Genomic DNA, 17,184 nt, shown 5'->3' with positions numbered 1-17,184 from the left:
GTTTTTGGGATATGGATCTATTAGAGATCATGACCCAAATCAAGGCTAACAACGAGCGACGATTAGATGAGTGGCGTTCTAAGGCATACATGGATCATAGATTGAGCGAGTTAGTAGCTTTTGCGGTCAACGATCCTGCGAAAATGCCAAAAGTAGAAGAAGCTTATCCATTTGTTCAAGATGATGTTGATCAAACTGCGCAAGTATCACCTGAAGAAAATGACTGGAAAAAAGATCAAGCATTATTCATGCAACAAGCGCAGCGGATAAGACAATTTAACGAAGATAAAAAAGGAGGTGTGGAGAGTGAATCTTGAAGAACTTGAATTGAGGTTTAAGGCTAATTACGGTGACGTTATCCAAAAAATGGATGAGTTCACAGCGCTGATCGGTCAAAAAACTGGTGACATGCAAATGAAGGTCCAAAATAATTTGGATCGCATTCGACAATCTTATGGCGACACACTAGCTAAGTCTAGCGAGTCAGCAAAAGAAGAAGTTCAACGACGTTCAGAAGCTGAAAACGACAAGCAAAAAGCGATCGAAAAGACTATCGAAGTGCAAGATAAGGCCACAGAAAAGATCGTTGAAGGCAACAAAGCACAAGTCGAAAGTTCTAGAGATGCAGTCAATGCGTCAGAAAAAGGTTTGGATAGCTTGACTGCGAGATTACAAGAAGCGTCAAATATGCAACAACGTATTGCAAATCAAACAAAAGTTGCGCGCGAAAGCGTTGGCGATATCCCTAAACCAAAAGTCGATAGCGAGACTGTTAAAAAGCAAACCACACCTCGGGTCCAGACTGAAGAAGAGAAGCTACAACCTTATATGCCAAAAAGAGAAGTTGATTTTGGGATCGATGACGAAATTCAAAAAGAAGCTATTAGGGCTAAGAAGGAAGTTGACGAATTAGTTTCTCACATCAATCAGAAGATGGAACAAGCTAGATCAATGCAACGCAAAATACAAGCTTTGACAGCAAGTAAAGATGATCTAGACATGAGTAAGCAAGGTAGTCAAGTTAAAGCATTGAAGCTTGATAATCAAATCGCTGATGCACAAGTCAAGATGGAAAGATTCCAGAACCAAGCTAAAGCTCTTGCCCAAGAAATGAAGCTGGAGTTTGATACGATCCCAGACTCATTAAAAAAGATCGCAAATGAAATGGATCGTAACGAAGATCAAATCGAGAAAGTTAGACGGTCGATCGCAAAACTTCGCCAAACTGATGAGATGATGGGTAAATCATCTGATAAGAACCCAAAAATAAAATCAGCTGAAAAAGAATACACACGATTGATCACCCGAAATAACGAGTTAGCAAAAGCTTATAGCTATGTTAGCGCTCGGGGTGATGAATTAAGAACAGTTACTTCAAAAGTCAATACGGAACTTGTTAAAGAAGGAAACACAGCTACTGCAACGAGTTCTAAATTCAGCAGACTTAGAAATACGATCTCAGGTCTTTCATCATCATTCAAGCGCATGGGCGATGGTGGCGGTTCTTCAATGCGAAAAGCAAGCTCAAGTGCTTCCTTACTAGGTGAGCGCTTGAAAGGCGTTAAAATGGCGATGAGTATGCTTGCTAGCCAATTGATCGTGTTCACGTTGCTTTATCAAGGAATTATGATGTTAGCCCAAGGTATGGGCGCAGCGCTTATGACTAACAAGCAATTTGCAAGTAGTTTTAATGCGATCAAAGTAAATCTTTTAACAGCATTTTATCCGATCTACAGCTATGTATTACCTGCAATCAATGCGCTGATGAGTGCATTGCAAAAAGCTACTGGTTGGATCGCACAGTTCATGTCTGCTTTGACGGGCATGAGTCTATCTAGCGCCCGTAGTGGAGCACGTGGCTTATACGAACAAGTACAAGCTATGAATGATACTTCAAAAGCGGCAAATAAAGCAAGTGATGCTGTCAAGAAACAACAACAAGAACAAGCTAAAGCGGTTCAACGTGCAAATCAACAGATCGCACAAGCTAATCGTGAAGGTGCAGCTGCAGTCGCTTCTGAAAACGAAAAGATCAAGGCTGCCAACGAGCAGGCTAAAAAAGCTTTTGAAGAAACTAAAAAGGCAAATGAAGAACTTCAAGGATCATTAATGGGTTTTGACGAGCTCAATGTCCTAGACAACAGTAAAAACAAAGACAATAGCAAGTTTGAAGGTCAACCACTCGAAAAATTCACACCACAGCAGAAGCAAGATACACCTATTTTTGACGATCCTGCCCAAGACGATACTTCTTTAGATGGTAATCAACCTGGCATTGACTGGAATGTACCACTTGAAGGCTATCAAAGTGCGATCGATGCAGTTGATAAGATCAAAAAAGTTTTGGGCGAACTCTTTGACCCAATGAAAAAAGCTTGGGATGAAAAAGGTCAAGCTGTGATCGATGCTGCTAAATATTCTTGGTCAGAGATAAAACGCTTGTTAGGTGACGTTGGTAACTCATTCATGCACGTTTGGGACAACGGTACTGGACAGCGTGTGATCGAGAACATGCTTCAATTGCTAGCTGATATGCTGAATATTGTTGGCGACATCGCTAGGGCGTTTTCTGAAGCGTGGGAAGAAGGTGGACGTGGAACAAGATTTATTCAAACGATATTTGATTCGCTGAATAATATTCTTGTCGTTATCCATCATATAGCTGAATCGTTCCGAGACGCGTGGAATACTGGCGATCTTGGTAAACAAATTTTTTCAAATCTTTTAGATTTAGCTACTAATCTTGTTAAATTCATTGGTGATATTGCCAAAGCATTCGATGAAGCATGGCGACATGGTGATAGTGGTACGAAGTTGTGGCAAGCTTGGCTTAACGCTTTAAATAACATTCTTGGAATTTTCAAGGATATGACCGGCTCAATCGATGACGCGTGGAATCATTCTAAGTTAGGTGTTTCTATTTGGGAACATCTTATCGAAATCGTGACAGGTGTCGGTAATACGATTGGTAATTTAGCGAGTCAATTTGATAAAGCTTGGCGACATGGTGACACTGGAACGTCAATCTTTAAGACTCTTTTAGTCATGGTCGATGATATGTTAGATGCGCTTGGCGACATGGCAACTTATACTGCTAACTGGGCCAAGAAACTCGATTTTGAACCGCTATTACAGTCGATTGACAACTTGCTTAAATCTATCCGACCGGTCACAAAAGACGTCTGGGACGGTATTGAGTGGGCTTATAAGAATGTATTATTGCCACTGGCCAAGTTTGCGATCACTGATTTGATTCCCGAGTTCTTTAACTTATTAGCAGCAGCTCTTAAGGTAGTTCATAGTGTCGTTAAAGCTGCCAAACCTGTTTTAGGTTGGCTCTTCGATGATTTCATAAAACCACTTGCTAAAGTGGCAGGCTTTGTGATCATCGAGTCTTTAAAATTATTGACTAAAGCATTAGAAGGACTATCTGATTGGGTCGATAAACATCAAACAGCTGTTAAAGTGATGACAGGAACGCTACTTACTTTATTCGGAATAAAGATAGCAGGTAGTGTTATTTCTGGTATCAAAAACTTTATCGATACTATTAAAATATTATCAATGCTCAAGTTTGATAAGTTAAAAGCCGGGGCAAAATATGCTGATGATCTTTTAGGCGTTGTGATTGATTTCGGTAAGCATCCGATCACAAAAATCAAGGAACTTACTAAGTTAACGTTCGGTAATATAAAAACAGGTTATACCAATGCTAAAAATCTATGGGGAGAAGTTAATAAGAGTTGGCAAAATAGTAATCTTGCCAAAACTGACTTCCTTAAGTCCGTGCGCTCGTCCATTAAATCTGGTGAGCCTATGAAGCTAGGGCAAAAGCTGGGGACGGGACTATCTGGAGCGATGATAGCTGTAACTTCTGGAATTGATATCTATAAAGGTATCAAGGCTAAAAATAAAGAAGATAAATTTCAAAACTTTGGTTCAGGTATCGGTGGTGCTATTGGTGGTGGTATCGGACTTTATTTTGGTGGACCTTTAGGCGCCGCTATTGGTCAACAAGTTGGATCTTTTATCGGTAAATGGGGCGGTATTGGCGCTTCTAAGTTTGGTGATGGTTGGTCTAAATACGGTAAAGGTAAAAAGCCTAAAGATTGGGTCGAAGCTATTGGCTTTAAGTCTCATGAGATCTTAGATAGCTTCACCTCTTGGGCTAAATCAGTCGGTAAGGATATCAATACCAACATTACCAAAGGGAAAAAGGAAGTCCAAAAAGCTAGTTCGAACCTTGGCAAATGGTCTACCAATTTTATTTCAGGGACTAAGAAAACAGTATCTAAATGGGCTTCTGATATTGGATCTAACATCAATAAAGACGTAGAAAAGGGTAAGAAATTAGCCACTTCTGCTGGTGACAAGATCAAGAAATGGACCACAGATTTTATTTCAGGTGCTAAAAAAGTTATTAAGTCGTGGGCTGAAAAAATCGGCGACAACGTAAACAAAGATGTCGATAAAGGTAAAAAATCAGCAACGTCAGCGGGTAATAAGGTCAAATCGTGGTCTACTGAATTTATCGCTGATGCTAAAAAGAAAGTTCACGAATGGTCATCTTCGATTGGTGATAACGTAAATAAGAGCGTTGAAACTGGTAAAAGCTTAGCGAAAAATGCAGGCTCTAAAATCAAAGGTTGGACAACCGAATTTAGAGACTCTGCTAGCGTTTTAGTCAAGTCGTGGGCTGAACGGCTTGGTGAACACATCAACAATGGTTCAGAATCTTCACGGTCAAATGCTACTAACGCAGGTCAAAAGCTATCTAGCTGGACAAGAAGTTTCTTCGGCGACGCTAACCGCAGCTTTTCAAGTTGGGCTGGCGGTTTAGGCGGTCACGTTAGCAACGGCATTGGTGGTGCGTATAGTTCTGCCGTTAACGCTGGTAAACGTTTAGGTGGTTGGATCTCTGATTTCAGACATGGAACTGCTAGAACGTTAAGTGATTGGGCTGGCGGTTTAGGTAGTACGATCGGTGGCGGTATCACTAGCGGGCTTCAAAGCATACGAAATGCTGTGCGTGATGTTGTTGATGCGATTGTGAAACCTGTCCAAAAAGCTACAAATAAGATCAAAGATGGCATCGATTGGGTCTTGAATAAGTTAGGTGGCGGATCACTCAATTGGGGCTTCTTCAATTGGAGTTCCTACGAAACTGGGACGAATAACCATCCGGGTGGTTTAGCACTTGTTAACGATCAAGTTGGTGACATCTATCGTGAAAGTTATGAATTACCAAACGGCGAGCAAGGATTATTCCCGGCTCAACGTAATTTCTTGACCTACTTGCCAGCTGGCACAAAAGTCAAGACTGCTACAAGTACCGCTAATGAGCTTTCCAACATGGTTCCTAAATACGCCGGTGGTATCGGTAGTTTCAACTTTGATTTTAGCGGTATTAGTAAGGCACTTAGCGGACTAGATTTTAGCGGATTAGGCAACATATTTAGTGGTTTTGGTAGCTTCTTTGGTGGTGTGATCGATGAGTTAGAAGGTGTCATGGATGATATTGCTCATCCGGGTAAACTGGTCGATTATATCGTTAATAAGTTTGTTACGTATGATTGGGGCTTAGGCGAGGCATCATTGAAATTAGCCAAAGGCGCAGTCAATGAAGAAAAGAAAGGCATGATGAACTGGGCCAAGGATGTTATTCAAAAATTTGGTGGCTCAACTCGTCAGACTGGACCGGGCGCAGAAGGCTGGCGTGGTGCTGTTAAAAAGGCTTTACGTGAAAATGGTTTGCCAACAACGGAAGCGTATGTCAATGCTTGGGTGCGTCAGATCCAAACTGAATCTGGTGGTAATGAACGTGCTATCGGTGGCGACGATGGCTTGGCAGAAGGTAATGCTACAGGTCTTTTACAAACTAAGCCGGGGACATTTAGAGCTTATGCTTTCCCTGGACACGGTAATATCATGAAAGGCTACGATAACATGCTTGCTGCTATCAATTATGCTAAACATCGTTATGGGTCAGATATGTTAGCTGTGATCGGTCATGGACATGGCTATGAGCATGGTGGTCTGATCGCTAAGCACGGCTTCTATGAGATCGGTGAAGGCGATAAGCCTGAGATGGTGGTTCCTCTATCTGATCGTGAGTTAGGTATGCAACGTATCAATCAAGCTATTAATTTCATGAACCAAAATTTTGGCGGTGGACTACAATTGCCTGCGTCGATTTCTAAAGACAGTGGAATTGGAAACTCTATTTACACTGAAGATCATTCAAGCGAGTCTTCTGTTGCTAAAAGCGGTGGCTTTAAGCAGATGAGTGAAAACTTAGTAAATGCGATCGTACAAGCTTTACAGATGCAACAAAGTAGTAATAACAGTGGAAAGCCCGTTGATCTACATCTTGATATCAAGATCGGCGATGAGTCGTTTGGTGAACATGCTATCAAAGGTATCAATGCGATCAATCAGCGAAATGGCAGAAATATGCTAAACATTTAAGGAGGATGTGTGTGATTGTATTATTTGAAAATTTCTGGGACAGTGGTTAATCCTGCCCCACAAACGATGCAAGTAGCGATCCAAGATATCGATGCTAAGGCAACGCGTGATGCACAAGGGCTTTTGCATCGTGATCGAGTAGCTACAAAAAGAAAGATAAATTTGACTTTTGGAGCATTGACCGTGCCAGAATGTTCAAAGATCTTACGTTTAGTTGAAGCTGAGTTTTTTTCAGTCGAATACTTAGATCCTAATACAGGTGGAATGAAGACGGGGAGATTCTATGTTGGTGATCGTACTGCACCAATATATACGTTTGTTGACTCGTTACCTGTTTGGAAGAATTTGTCATTTGATTTGATCGAACAGTAGCAGGGGGTGATAATTTGTTATCTCAATCAGATGAAACGATTGCAGCATGGAAAGCAACAGAACGAACGTTAACGGTAAGAGTAACGATCGCAGGTAAGGAATATACCGCAACTGATATAAATTCGTTAAAATACGATGCAGGTGCGTATACTGGCGAAACATTTGCGATCGGATCAACATACTCCAATAGTGTACAGATTGAATTTTCTCATCTCGTAGAAGGCTTAAATCTGGGAGATGAAGTACAAGTAAGCATAGGGGTCAAGGTTTCAGGCGACTATGTCTACGAACCATTGGGAGTGTTTATTATTTCGAGCGAGATCAAGATGGATCGCAACAATAATTTGACTACGATTAGTGCTAGTGATCGCTTCTGCGGTTTAGAAGGTATTTATTCATCTAAGCTAACTTATCCTGCAAAGGTACTAGATGTCATCGCTGAAATCTGTGCACGATCTGGTGTTAAGGCTAATACTGATGATCTAGCAAGACTTCCATTGCAAGCTGATTTACCGGTGCCGATTACAGGTCAAAGTTATCGCAAAGCTTTGGGCTGGATCGCGCAACTTTATGCAGGTTATGCAGCTTTTGATCGAACTGGTCAACTAACGATCAGAACGGTGTCAGAACCCAATTACGAACTTGATCCAAGTCAATATGAACAGGGCGGATTAACTAAAAATGAAGCCACTTATAAGATCGGCGGAATTCAATGTCAGGTTACTACAAAATCAACTACTAGAGATGATCAAGCGCAAGAAATAACTACGACGTTGCAAGTGGGATCTACGAGCGGATCACAAATCAAGCTCGAAAATAACATTATGACGCCGGAAAGACTTGATTATATTTGGGAAAAGCTAAAAGATATTAACTTTTATCCATTTTCCTTGAATTGGTTTGGAAATCCTGCAGTTGAGGCAGGCGACTGGTTAAGATTATACGATAAAAAGGGTAACGATTTTGTTGTGCCAAATAATGGCTATACACTTGAGTTTAATGGTGGCCTTTCTGCTGTTTCAAAGGCAGACCAAACTTCTGGATCTTCGCAAGTGGTTAGCTGGACCGGTGGCCTTATGCAAACTATCAGAGAGTTACAGCATCGCAATGTGCCGGACGGAACAGTGATCTTTCCGACAAGCGTTACTGAACCGCCTAAAAATGCACATTTTAATGATGTATGGTTTAAAAAAAATGGTAACAGCACTGAGCTTTGGATCTTTGAGCGTCAAAGCGATGGAACTGGTGAGTGGCAAAGAAACGATATTGTTAACGATGAGATCAAAGAAGAAATTAAAAGGCAACAGGCTGAACTAGATGAGCTTTCAAAAAACTTTGACGATAGCACAGGGTCATTTCAACAGTCGTTATCAGGTATCTATGATGCTGTTGAAAATGCAAAGATCAACACTGATAAGGCTGTCCAACAAGCGTTAGACCAAGCACAAAAAGCATCAAATGATCTTTTGAATTATGCTAGTGAATTTGACTCAGAAATCAATCTGCTGAATGAAGCTAAAGATAAAAATAAAGCTGATATCAATAAGTTATTGACTGATGTTAATGGCGTAAAGGGGATGTATGCCGATCTTGAAGGTAACATTTCTAATTTTAATGCTGGTTTGAATGGACTATCTGCACAGCTAAAAGATACTAAAAATCAGTTAGCAAGCGTCAAGTTGACTGCTGATGGTGCAGTATCTAACTTTGCTAATTTGCAAGGTGATATCGCTAGCTTAAAGACAAGGGCCAACGTTATTGAACAGCAAATGTTGTCGAAAGTGGGCACTGATATTTTTGAAAGCTTCAAATCAAGTACAGCGCAAGAATTGAAAGAGAAGTTGACTGCTACTGATCTTAATGGATATGTAAAAACAGCAGAACTTACTAGAACAGCAGATGGCTTGCATGCAAGTATCACGGCGGTTGATGGCAAATTAAATAGTTTATCTTTTGGCGGGAGAAACCTACTCAAACAATCTCAGCTCGGTGCTAAATTTCCACATGATGCGTGGTATGAAGCGTTTGGCGGAGTTACATGGAATGATGATACTGTTGAATTGGATATTGGCAATAAAGATTGCGTGCAGATCGAACAACGTGTATATGATATCGAGCCCGATACAGACTATGTATTTAGTTTTGATTTAAATTGGGCGGATGGTCAACATCTTGATAAGCAAGGTTTTATTTTCTGGGAGTTTCAAGATAGGGAAGGTAAACATACAACGAGAGTATATCGTGATAATTGGACAAGCATGGCTAAACTACCTAATACGCCTGGAAGAAAAGATAAGAAAATAGTAATCCATACACAACCAGATGCACATATGCTTATTTTTATGGTTAGATCATTAAAAGGTGCGATAGAGCCTTTTAGAATCAGTAAAGTAAAGCTTGAAAAGGGAAATGTAGCAACAGACTGGTCGCCAGCCCCCGAAGACATAGATAATGAATTCACAACAGTAAATAATACACTCAAAGCCAACAAAGTTACTTTAGATGTCTTGCAAAACGGAATCTCGCTTAATGCTGCTGAAACATCTAAGATCAACGATAAAATCTCTAATCTAGGTGTTCAGAACTTAGTTTATAATTCAGAGTTCATCAATGACGCAGAAGGCTGGTCCAACATCGGCAACAACCCAGCAGGTACTATTTTATTTGCTAATAACGAGTGGGATAGCTGGCAAGGATCAAATGGATTGGCATTTAGAAACTCATCTGCGCCAACCAGCACACTTTTGTCGCAAAGTAAGAGATTTAAGGTTTTAAATCGGCAACGGATTTCTGCTAGTGTTCAGTTGCATGTGACCGACACTATTACTAATAGTTGTGATGCAGGGATGGAGATCGTATTTTATCCTGATGAAACTAGTGGCAATGAAATTAAACGTGTATCTCAGACAACATCAAGAGTAAATAATATTTCAAATGGTTTTGCAAAATTGCTCTATGTAAATGATGTTGAAGTGCCCTCCAATGCTAAATTTGCTACTCTCAGGTTATGGACATATAAGGTAGGAAATGTCATCTTCAACCAACCTATGATGTCATTTAGCAGTTCTTATTTGCCGTACACCCAAGATAACAAGTCTTTAGGTGTGTTGTCGGAGAAGTACGCAGCCCTTGATGTCAAAGTGAATGGTATTAATTCAACTGTGGCTAATAAAGCTGATTTATCTTATGTTGATCAAAAAGCTGATCAATGGCAATTGGCATTGACAAATTTACAAATTGGCGGGACTAACTTAGTTCCACTTACAAATCAGGGTACGAGAGATTTGTACGTTGAAAATAAATTCGGTGTAGCCTCATTTGCTGAAAAAAACATTTATGGCGTTCGTGGAATTCTTGTCAAAAATACTAGACCAGCGCCTGCTAACGGTTGGTTTGTTATTGGTAAGAATGTTGATTTAAGTAAGTTTAAGCCTGATACAGATTATGTGATTAGCTTTAATCTTCGAGGCGATACATCAATAAAAGCACATGCAATCGTTGATGTTAGAGGTGCTAATTCTCAAAACTCAATTTCAACGAGCGACCCCGGATATGATTTAGATCTGAAGGCAGGGAAAGTGTTAAGAGTTGAGAAAAAGTTTCATACATTGGCAAGTTTTACTGATGTGGGACAAGTCTTGTATATAAATTGTATAGAACTATCCAGAGTTAAAAATCTTGAGGTGTGGGATTTCAAGATCGAAGAAGGAAACAAGGCTACTCCATGGGCCCCAGCACCAGAAGATACAACAGTAGCAATCACAGCTATAAAGAATGAACTAAATCAAGCGATTAACTTGCGTGTTCAAAAGAATGAGTTGTTATCTCAAATCAACATTCAGGCAGGTCGGACACTTATCCAATCAAATAAGATCTATCTTGATGCTGAGAGTGTCGTTTTTAGCGGTAGAGCATTTATTCCAAGTGCAGCGATCGCTAGTTTATCAGCTGATAAGATCAATGGTGGCACGATCAACGGACGTACTGTTAATGTTACTAATCTCAACGCTAATAATATTACATCTGGTACTATTAATGGACAAAACTTAAGTATCAATTTGGATAATGGTCTTGTCCAATTTCGACGTGGAAAGATAGCAAAAGCAGATAATAGTTTTGCTATTGATATAGATACTGGTGAAATATCATCTAGTGATACGACTGGTGCAAAACTTTATGTAAATAAAGGCGCTTTTTCAACAGTCAATGAAAATGACGAAGGTATTTTTTTGAGAGATGGTTCTCTTGAATTGACTTCGAAACGCGCATTTCTCATAAATAACGATTTGACAAAGTATGGGAGAATATCAAAAAATAATGATATTACAGAAGCAAATTACGGAGGAATTGATATTTTAGGAACTAAAGGATTTTCGCTCAGAACGCAGGAATTTTCAGCTGAAAGTAGGCTGTGGTTTGGACCAGAAAAATATGCGACTAGGGGGTCGGGATTAGTCGGCGGAAATGGACAATTGATTTTAGGTGCTGAAAAAGACGTTGTTTTGTTCGGTGGCAAACTTCCTAGTGAAAATAATTATACGATCCGACCACAAATAACGGTTGGGACTTTTTTTAGAGGGAGCGTTAATGATATTATGAATGGTTCCAACCAGAGTATCTATATCGAAGGCGAAGGAATAGGTATGCACGCAGAGAAGGTAAATATTTCTGTTGGTGAGTACGTAGAAATAGGAACTTCCAATTATAGTTCTGGAGACAGTATTTTTTCTTCAGGAGGCATTATTGGAGCTGGACTAACGATGGGATCGGATGGCAAAGTTATATTTAAAAGTGATGGTCCATTACGGATGACAGCTGGTGAACCAGATAGTTCAAATATATTGGGAACTCGACCGACAATTTCGATAGGTAGTAATACATGGAACGGACGGGGGAGTGATAGAGAAAGAGGTCAAAATGTCTCTATTTCTGGTAATGGAGTTTATATTCATCCATTAGGTGAAACGATGATTGGAAATGGGGGATTAACAGTTTTAGGGCGTTTAGGTGTTCAAGGTGCTAAAAACTCTATTGTCGATACTTCGCAAGGAAAGACAGCTATCAACGCTTATGAAACGGCAGAATACTACTTTGGTGATATCGCCAAGGCGAATACTGGAACTTCTAAACGTGTAAAGATCATGATTGATCCGCTATTTTTAGAAACAATCAATACTGATATTGATTACCATGTATTCGTGTCTAGCTACAGTAACGGATATGCGTGGGTATCTGAAATGGCTCGAGATTACTTTGTGATCGAGTCAAACGTGCCAAACTTATCTGTGTCGTATGAGATCAAGGCAAAACGTAAACAATATGAAAATGTGCGACTTGATAAAGTCGATGTGAATTTAATAGGAGGAACAAAATAATGCAAACACTTGAATTTAAAAACTATGAATTAGCCCCAATTGCAAACTTTTTGGGAGAGCTAAAACTTAAAGCACGCGCTTCTCGCGGTCGTTCTAAGTTGTTCAAACTGATTTTTGATAAGAATAAAGAGTACAATGAAGAGCTTGATGATGTACGTAAGGCCTACTACGAAACCGATGGAAATGGTAATTTTAAAATGGAAAATGGCGATCGTGTTCTAAAAAAAGGAGGTGATGTGGGCAAGCTTAATGCTGAGTTACAAGAGGTGATGAACGAAAAAGCAGTGATCAACTGCACAGAATATTTAGAAAAATTCAACGCATTATATCAAGAGTTGTTAGATTATCCGTACGAATTAGATAATCAAACAGCTCTTATTTATGATCTTTTGATGGATGAATTGGAAAAATTAGAAAAGGAAGGTAACTAATATGTTTAAAAATACAATGAATGGCTTACAATATCGCTTTGACGCAAAAGGAAACACGACACGAATCGACGTCAATTTTGAAGGGCACGATGATAATCGAGATAATTACATCAATGGTTCTGTCAACGTTACTACTGATGACCTAGATGAAGGTGTCACATTAGATGATTTGAACCGCAAAAAAATTCAAGATATCGCGCATAAGAAACTTGTTAAATTAGTTTCTGCAACAGATGAATAAAGAAAATGCTGCGGTGGGTGGGCGGAAGAAAGGAATAATGATGCTAAAAAATATTAGGAAAAATCGTTTTTGGCTGTTAAAAGCGCTGGAGACTTATTCTCTGGCGTTTTTCTTTATCGTTAAGCGGTCAACAGGTATTTTTGACTGGGATCATAGTCCGTTGGCTACACTTGATGATCCACCGTTCATTTTTATGCTTGCAGTGGTCGGTACGATCGCATTGGTGTTTGCTTTGTGGGACATCAAACACTTGTACTATAAACAGATCATGACGAGTACGCTAACTTTTGTTTGGCTGGCGTTTTTCTTGTCGTTTTGCGCGAATGATGCGCTTCGTGGTGTTTATCTTAGTTTTCCGGGAATTTATTCGTTTTTCGTACTAATTGGAATAGTGATTGAATTGCGTTGGGAGTGATGGTTTGTGACTGACCAAGTGTGGGTCGCTGTGATTAGTACGCTTGGTTCTATAATTGTGGCTTACATCACAGCATCTGCTAATAGCAGAAAAGCTGATAAGGAAGATGATATCAGCGAATTAGAGAAGCTTAGAAAAGAAAACGCTAAGCTCAAATCAAAATTGAAAAAAGGAGAAAAGAAGCAATGAATTTTACTGATGTAGTTGTAACTACGCTTGTGACCGTGCTAACAGCAGTGGTAGCTTTTGTAGGGAACGAGATCAAGAAAAATGAGCAAGCTCGGACGATCTTCAATGTGCTCGAGCCACTGGCAAAAGATGCTGTGGTAGCCGCTCAAAAATTGGGCGTCACCGAATATCTTACTGGAGTGGCTAAGAAAAATCATGCAGTGCAGACTGTTGTTCAGGCGCTTTCTAACGCGGGGTTCACCGTAAAAGATGAACAGATCATCGTAAACGCAGTAGAACAAGCCTACGCTAAACAGCGTGATTTGTTGAAGCAGTACCCGCAAAAAGACAAGGGGGCGGACTAATTGAAGCAGTTGAGAAAATTATTGTTGGGAGTCGTTGCATCAACGGCTCTTTTTATTTCTGGACCGACGATTGCAGAATATGCAACTGATACTTTTTCGAGTACACCCCAAGTAGTTCAAAAGCTTGTAACTGCTGATACTATTACAGCTGATGAACGTGAATTTGGCACTGATACTTCTAAGTACCAAGGCCCAAACGCTCAAAAAGTCAAAGGTAGTGATACGTTCAGCATCGCGCAGATCGGTGGTGCTGTGGGCAATGAGATTTATGATCAGTGGACGTATAAGACACAAGTCAGCACAGGTATTGCGATGGGTCTGCGCATGCACACCTACATCTGGATGGAGACAGGGTCTAATCAGATGCAAACTGCACGTATGTTGAATTATCATTTGCCTAAGATCCAGACGCCAAAACGCTCTATCGTTGCGCTTGATTACGAGCAAGGTGCAACGTCTAATGTAAAGGCAAACACAGATAATGTGTTGTACGGCATGCGTCGAGTTCGTGACGCTGGATATACACCACTGTTATATACTGGTAAATGGTTTGCTAAGCAGTATCTTGATTTGGATCGTATTTTAGCAGAGTTTCCCAATTGTATTTGGGTAGCATCTTATCCTACATCGGCGATCAATGATCAACCGCTGTGGCCGTATTTTCCATCTATGCCCGGGGTTGCAATGTGGCAGTTTTCTTCAACTGCTCGGTATGGCGGGCTTGATTATAACGTTGATCTTTTAGGCGTAACGAAGAATGGCTATCGTCATGGTGACGCTGAAAAGCCAATCACTAAGCCAGATGCTGTTAAAGACGGAATTGTGGCTGATAACACACCTAAGAAAGACATCAAATCTGGTTACACAGTCAAAGTTAACTTTAGTGCTAAGACTTGGAGTAATGGTGCGGGTATTCCAGATTGGGTCAAAGGAAACAGCTATGAAGTTATTCAAACAAGTGGCAACAAAGTCTTACTCAAGGACATCATGTCGTGGATCGATCGCGCTAACGTTGAGATCTTATCGACAGCTAAGCAAAATAGCACGCAAGCTACAGCAAGTACGTACACAGTGCGCTCTGGTGACAGCTTAAGTGCGATCGCAGCACGCTTTGGTACAACAGTTAGCGCATTACAGAGCGTTAATAACATTCGCAATGCAAATTTGATTTTCCCTGGTCAAATTCTTAAAGTTAGCGGTCAAGCAACAATCATGAGCGTATACACCGTGCGTATTGGTGATAATCTAAGCACGATCGCTAGTCGCTTAGGTACAACAGTATCGCATCTACAAAGCATGAACGGGATTAGAAACGCCAACCTAATTTATCCCGGCCAAAACTTGCGCTATTAGGTGATCGCTATGCGAAGAGTAACGATCAACAATAGTCTGCAAAAAGCTCGTGATACAAGTCGGATTTATGAACTTTTGCTGTTTGACGACAACAAGCAGACTATCGTGTCAGAAAACGATAAGATCACCGTAAAAATCGGCAACAGGACAGGCTTTTTGCTCGATATTGAACCTGATGTCGAAAACGGTGCGATCACGATCGATAGCGCCAAGTTTGCTGATCTGCCTGCGGATGACTATCGCTTAGAAATTTGGATGTATCGCAATGACAAGCTATATATCTATCCAGACGAAAAGCAAATTACACTGCGATTGTCCAGCACACTCAACGATCTCACAGGTACAACGCTAAGCACGATCACAATCGAGCAACTTAGGAAAGAACTTGCCGAAAGCGGCGGGGCTGGTGTACCTGTCGTTGGTCCACAAGGTGAACCCGGACCTAAGGGGGATAAAGGCGATCCCGGTCCAGCTGGCAAAGATGGCTTGAATGGTCATGACGGAAAAGATGGAAAGTCAGCTTATCAAACTTGGCTAGACTTAGGCAACACAGGATCAGAGCAAGACTTTATTAATAGCTTGAAACCAAGCGAAAGCAATGCGAATGTTGGCGTAAGACATGCGCCGACTGCGTGGACGTTAGATCGTACAACCGTGCCTTGGACGATTTGGTTCGATAATGGCTGTGGCTTGCAATTCCCAGAATACGAAACAACTGGAACCGTTTATGGGTACGGTTTTGCAGAAAATTTAACAACAACTGATTTCAATAGCTGGCCACTAATTCCAAATGTAATTCGAGCGTCAAGGGGGGCAATCACAGTCGAAAAGTTCAGAAGCAAGAGTGATGTTTTCGATTACTGGTCACCAGCGACTAAAGTAATCAATCCGCTGCAAAATGCTTCTAAGTTCGACTGGTCCAATGCTTTTGGTAACGAAGGAACTAACGCAGGATCATACGGTCGCAAGCCAGTGTTTGCGAGAGTCATGTTTGAATTGGGTATCTGGTCTGAAACAGACGTGCTTAGCCTTGGAGCAACGAGAAAGGAAGTTTAAAATATGTCTATCTATTATATGTATGACGCAGTGACAAAAGAGTTTATTGGTGAAGTGCAAGCACCTAACCAGCCAGCGAACTCGACTGAGTTGCCACCAGTTCGAAATTTTAACGACAAAACATACAATCTTCAAGATCCGGTTTGGAATGGCGAAAAATGGACTGGTGCAAATGAAAAGCTTGATCTTTTAGATTTGATCAACGATTTGGCTATTCAAATGGGACAGCATGAAGCACGTTTGGCTGCTTTGGAAGGTGGTGACACAGAAGATGTATAATGTATGTAAAGCAATGTACAAGCTAGGATTATCTATTAAGAAGTTTGTGAAGATGAAAGCTATCACTGCTGAACAGTATGAAGCGATCACTGGCAAAAAATATGAATAGCTAATTTAAGCGCCACGTTCGATTTGATGTCGAGTGTGGCGCTTTTTTAGTGCAAAAAAATTACCCCCCAACATAAAGTTGGAAGGTAAGACTGTCGCAAGTGACTAGCTTGCTATTGGGTGTACCCCAATGATCTCTATACATATGTTAAAACAAATCTTCAAATGTGTCAATGTTTTGGGGTATAATAGCTATGTGCAGAAAACTGACTATTTTCACTATGCACAGTTAGGGGGTGTACCCTTAATGATCTCAATCATATTTGACCTAGTATTGGCGATCCTCGTCAATCTAATCTCAGATATTATCTACGATTGGTTGAAAAACCGTTAGTAGATAACAGCGCCCTGGTTGCTTCGGTGATCGGGGTATTTTACATACATAAATGAGGTTTTGATTCAGTGACAGTTTGGGGGGCTTTTGGGGGAAATCATAAAATAATCACTGATTATAATCAGACAAATCAATGAAACTTTCTTTTGATATTATGCTGTTTAAAGCATGTATCATACGCCTTTGAATATTTTGTGATAACGCATTGAATGCAGCCTT

The 17,184-nt window shown here is 40.5% G+C and carries 13 protein-coding genes; all 13 read left to right on the top strand.

The genetic code is table 11. From position 1 onward, the window contains the following. The first annotated feature begins 11 nt into the window (after positions 1-11). From LMU01S_RS03065 to LMU01S_RS10230, 13 genes are read left to right on the top strand one after another with little or no spacing between them, the layout of a single operon-like run. Positions 12-317, top strand: a complete 306-nt coding sequence (locus LMU01S_RS03065; RefSeq protein ID WP_056959605.1) for a hypothetical protein — start codon at positions 12-14, stop codon at positions 315-317. Continuing rightward, the gene (locus LMU01S_RS03060) at positions 307-6,468 is read left to right on the top strand and encodes a lytic transglycosylase (protein WP_056959607.1); all 6,162 of its coding nucleotides are present in this window, start codon (positions 307-309) and stop codon (positions 6,466-6,468) included. Before LMU01S_RS03065 ends, LMU01S_RS03060 begins: the two co-directional genes overlap by 11 nt. A gap of 15 nt (positions 6,469-6,483) precedes the next feature. Further along, positions 6,484-6,840: a DUF6711 family protein gene (locus tag LMU01S_RS03055; RefSeq protein WP_082613091.1), complete on the top strand. Its 357-nt coding sequence runs from the start codon at positions 6,484-6,486 to the stop codon at positions 6,838-6,840. A gap of 14 nt (positions 6,841-6,854) precedes the next feature. Then, on the top strand, positions 6,855-12,215 hold the full coding sequence (locus LMU01S_RS03050) for a hypothetical protein (protein WP_056959609.1): 5,361 nt from the start codon (positions 6,855-6,857) through the stop codon (positions 12,213-12,215). Beyond that, positions 12,215-12,646: a DUF1617 family protein gene (locus tag LMU01S_RS03045; protein ID WP_225354593.1), complete on the top strand. Its 432-nt coding sequence runs from the start codon at positions 12,215-12,217 to the stop codon at positions 12,644-12,646. The genes LMU01S_RS03050 and LMU01S_RS03045 overlap by 1 nt, the downstream gene beginning before the upstream one ends. A 1-nt stretch (position 12,647) precedes the next feature. Next, positions 12,648-12,887 (top strand): hypothetical protein, encoded by a 240-nt coding sequence (locus LMU01S_RS03040; RefSeq protein ID WP_056959612.1) that lies wholly within the window; start codon positions 12,648-12,650, stop codon positions 12,885-12,887. Beyond that, positions 12,880-13,302, top strand: coding sequence for a hypothetical protein (locus tag LMU01S_RS03035; protein ID WP_225354592.1), 423 nt, complete (start codon positions 12,880-12,882; stop codon positions 13,300-13,302). Before LMU01S_RS03040 ends, LMU01S_RS03035 begins: the two co-directional genes overlap by 8 nt. 6 nt (positions 13,303-13,308) lie before the next feature. Continuing rightward, entirely contained in the window at positions 13,309-13,491 is a 183-nt protein-coding gene (locus tag LMU01S_RS03030; RefSeq protein WP_056959616.1) for a hypothetical protein, read from the top strand. Then, entirely contained in the window at positions 13,488-13,835 is a 348-nt protein-coding gene (locus tag LMU01S_RS03025; RefSeq protein WP_056959618.1) for a phage holin, LLH family, read from the top strand. The genes LMU01S_RS03030 and LMU01S_RS03025 overlap by 4 nt, the downstream gene beginning before the upstream one ends. Further along, on the top strand, positions 13,836-15,188 hold the full coding sequence (locus LMU01S_RS03020) for a LysM peptidoglycan-binding domain-containing protein (protein ID WP_225354590.1): 1,353 nt from the start codon (positions 13,836-13,838) through the stop codon (positions 15,186-15,188). A 9-nt stretch (positions 15,189-15,197) separates the two neighbouring features. Beyond that, positions 15,198-16,244 (top strand): collagen-like triple helix repeat-containing protein, encoded by a 1,047-nt coding sequence (locus LMU01S_RS10630; RefSeq protein WP_056959620.1) that lies wholly within the window; start codon positions 15,198-15,200, stop codon positions 16,242-16,244. 3 nt (positions 16,245-16,247) lie between these two features. Then, positions 16,248-16,523, top strand: a complete 276-nt coding sequence (locus tag LMU01S_RS03010; protein ID WP_056959622.1) for a hypothetical protein — start codon at positions 16,248-16,250, stop codon at positions 16,521-16,523. Beyond that, entirely contained in the window at positions 16,516-16,632 is a 117-nt protein-coding gene (locus tag LMU01S_RS10230; RefSeq protein WP_162258488.1) for an XkdX family protein, read from the top strand. The genes LMU01S_RS03010 and LMU01S_RS10230 overlap by 8 nt, the downstream gene beginning before the upstream one ends. Positions 16,633-17,184 lie beyond the last annotated feature (552 nt).

The sequence above is a fragment of the Ligilactobacillus murinus DSM 20452 = NBRC 14221 genome (assembly GCF_001591685.1).
GTDB classification, from domain to species: domain Bacteria; phylum Bacillota; class Bacilli; order Lactobacillales; family Lactobacillaceae; genus Ligilactobacillus; species Ligilactobacillus murinus.
The sequence above is the reverse complement of the archived record's forward strand: the minus strand, read 5'-3'. Positions and strand labels throughout refer to the sequence as shown.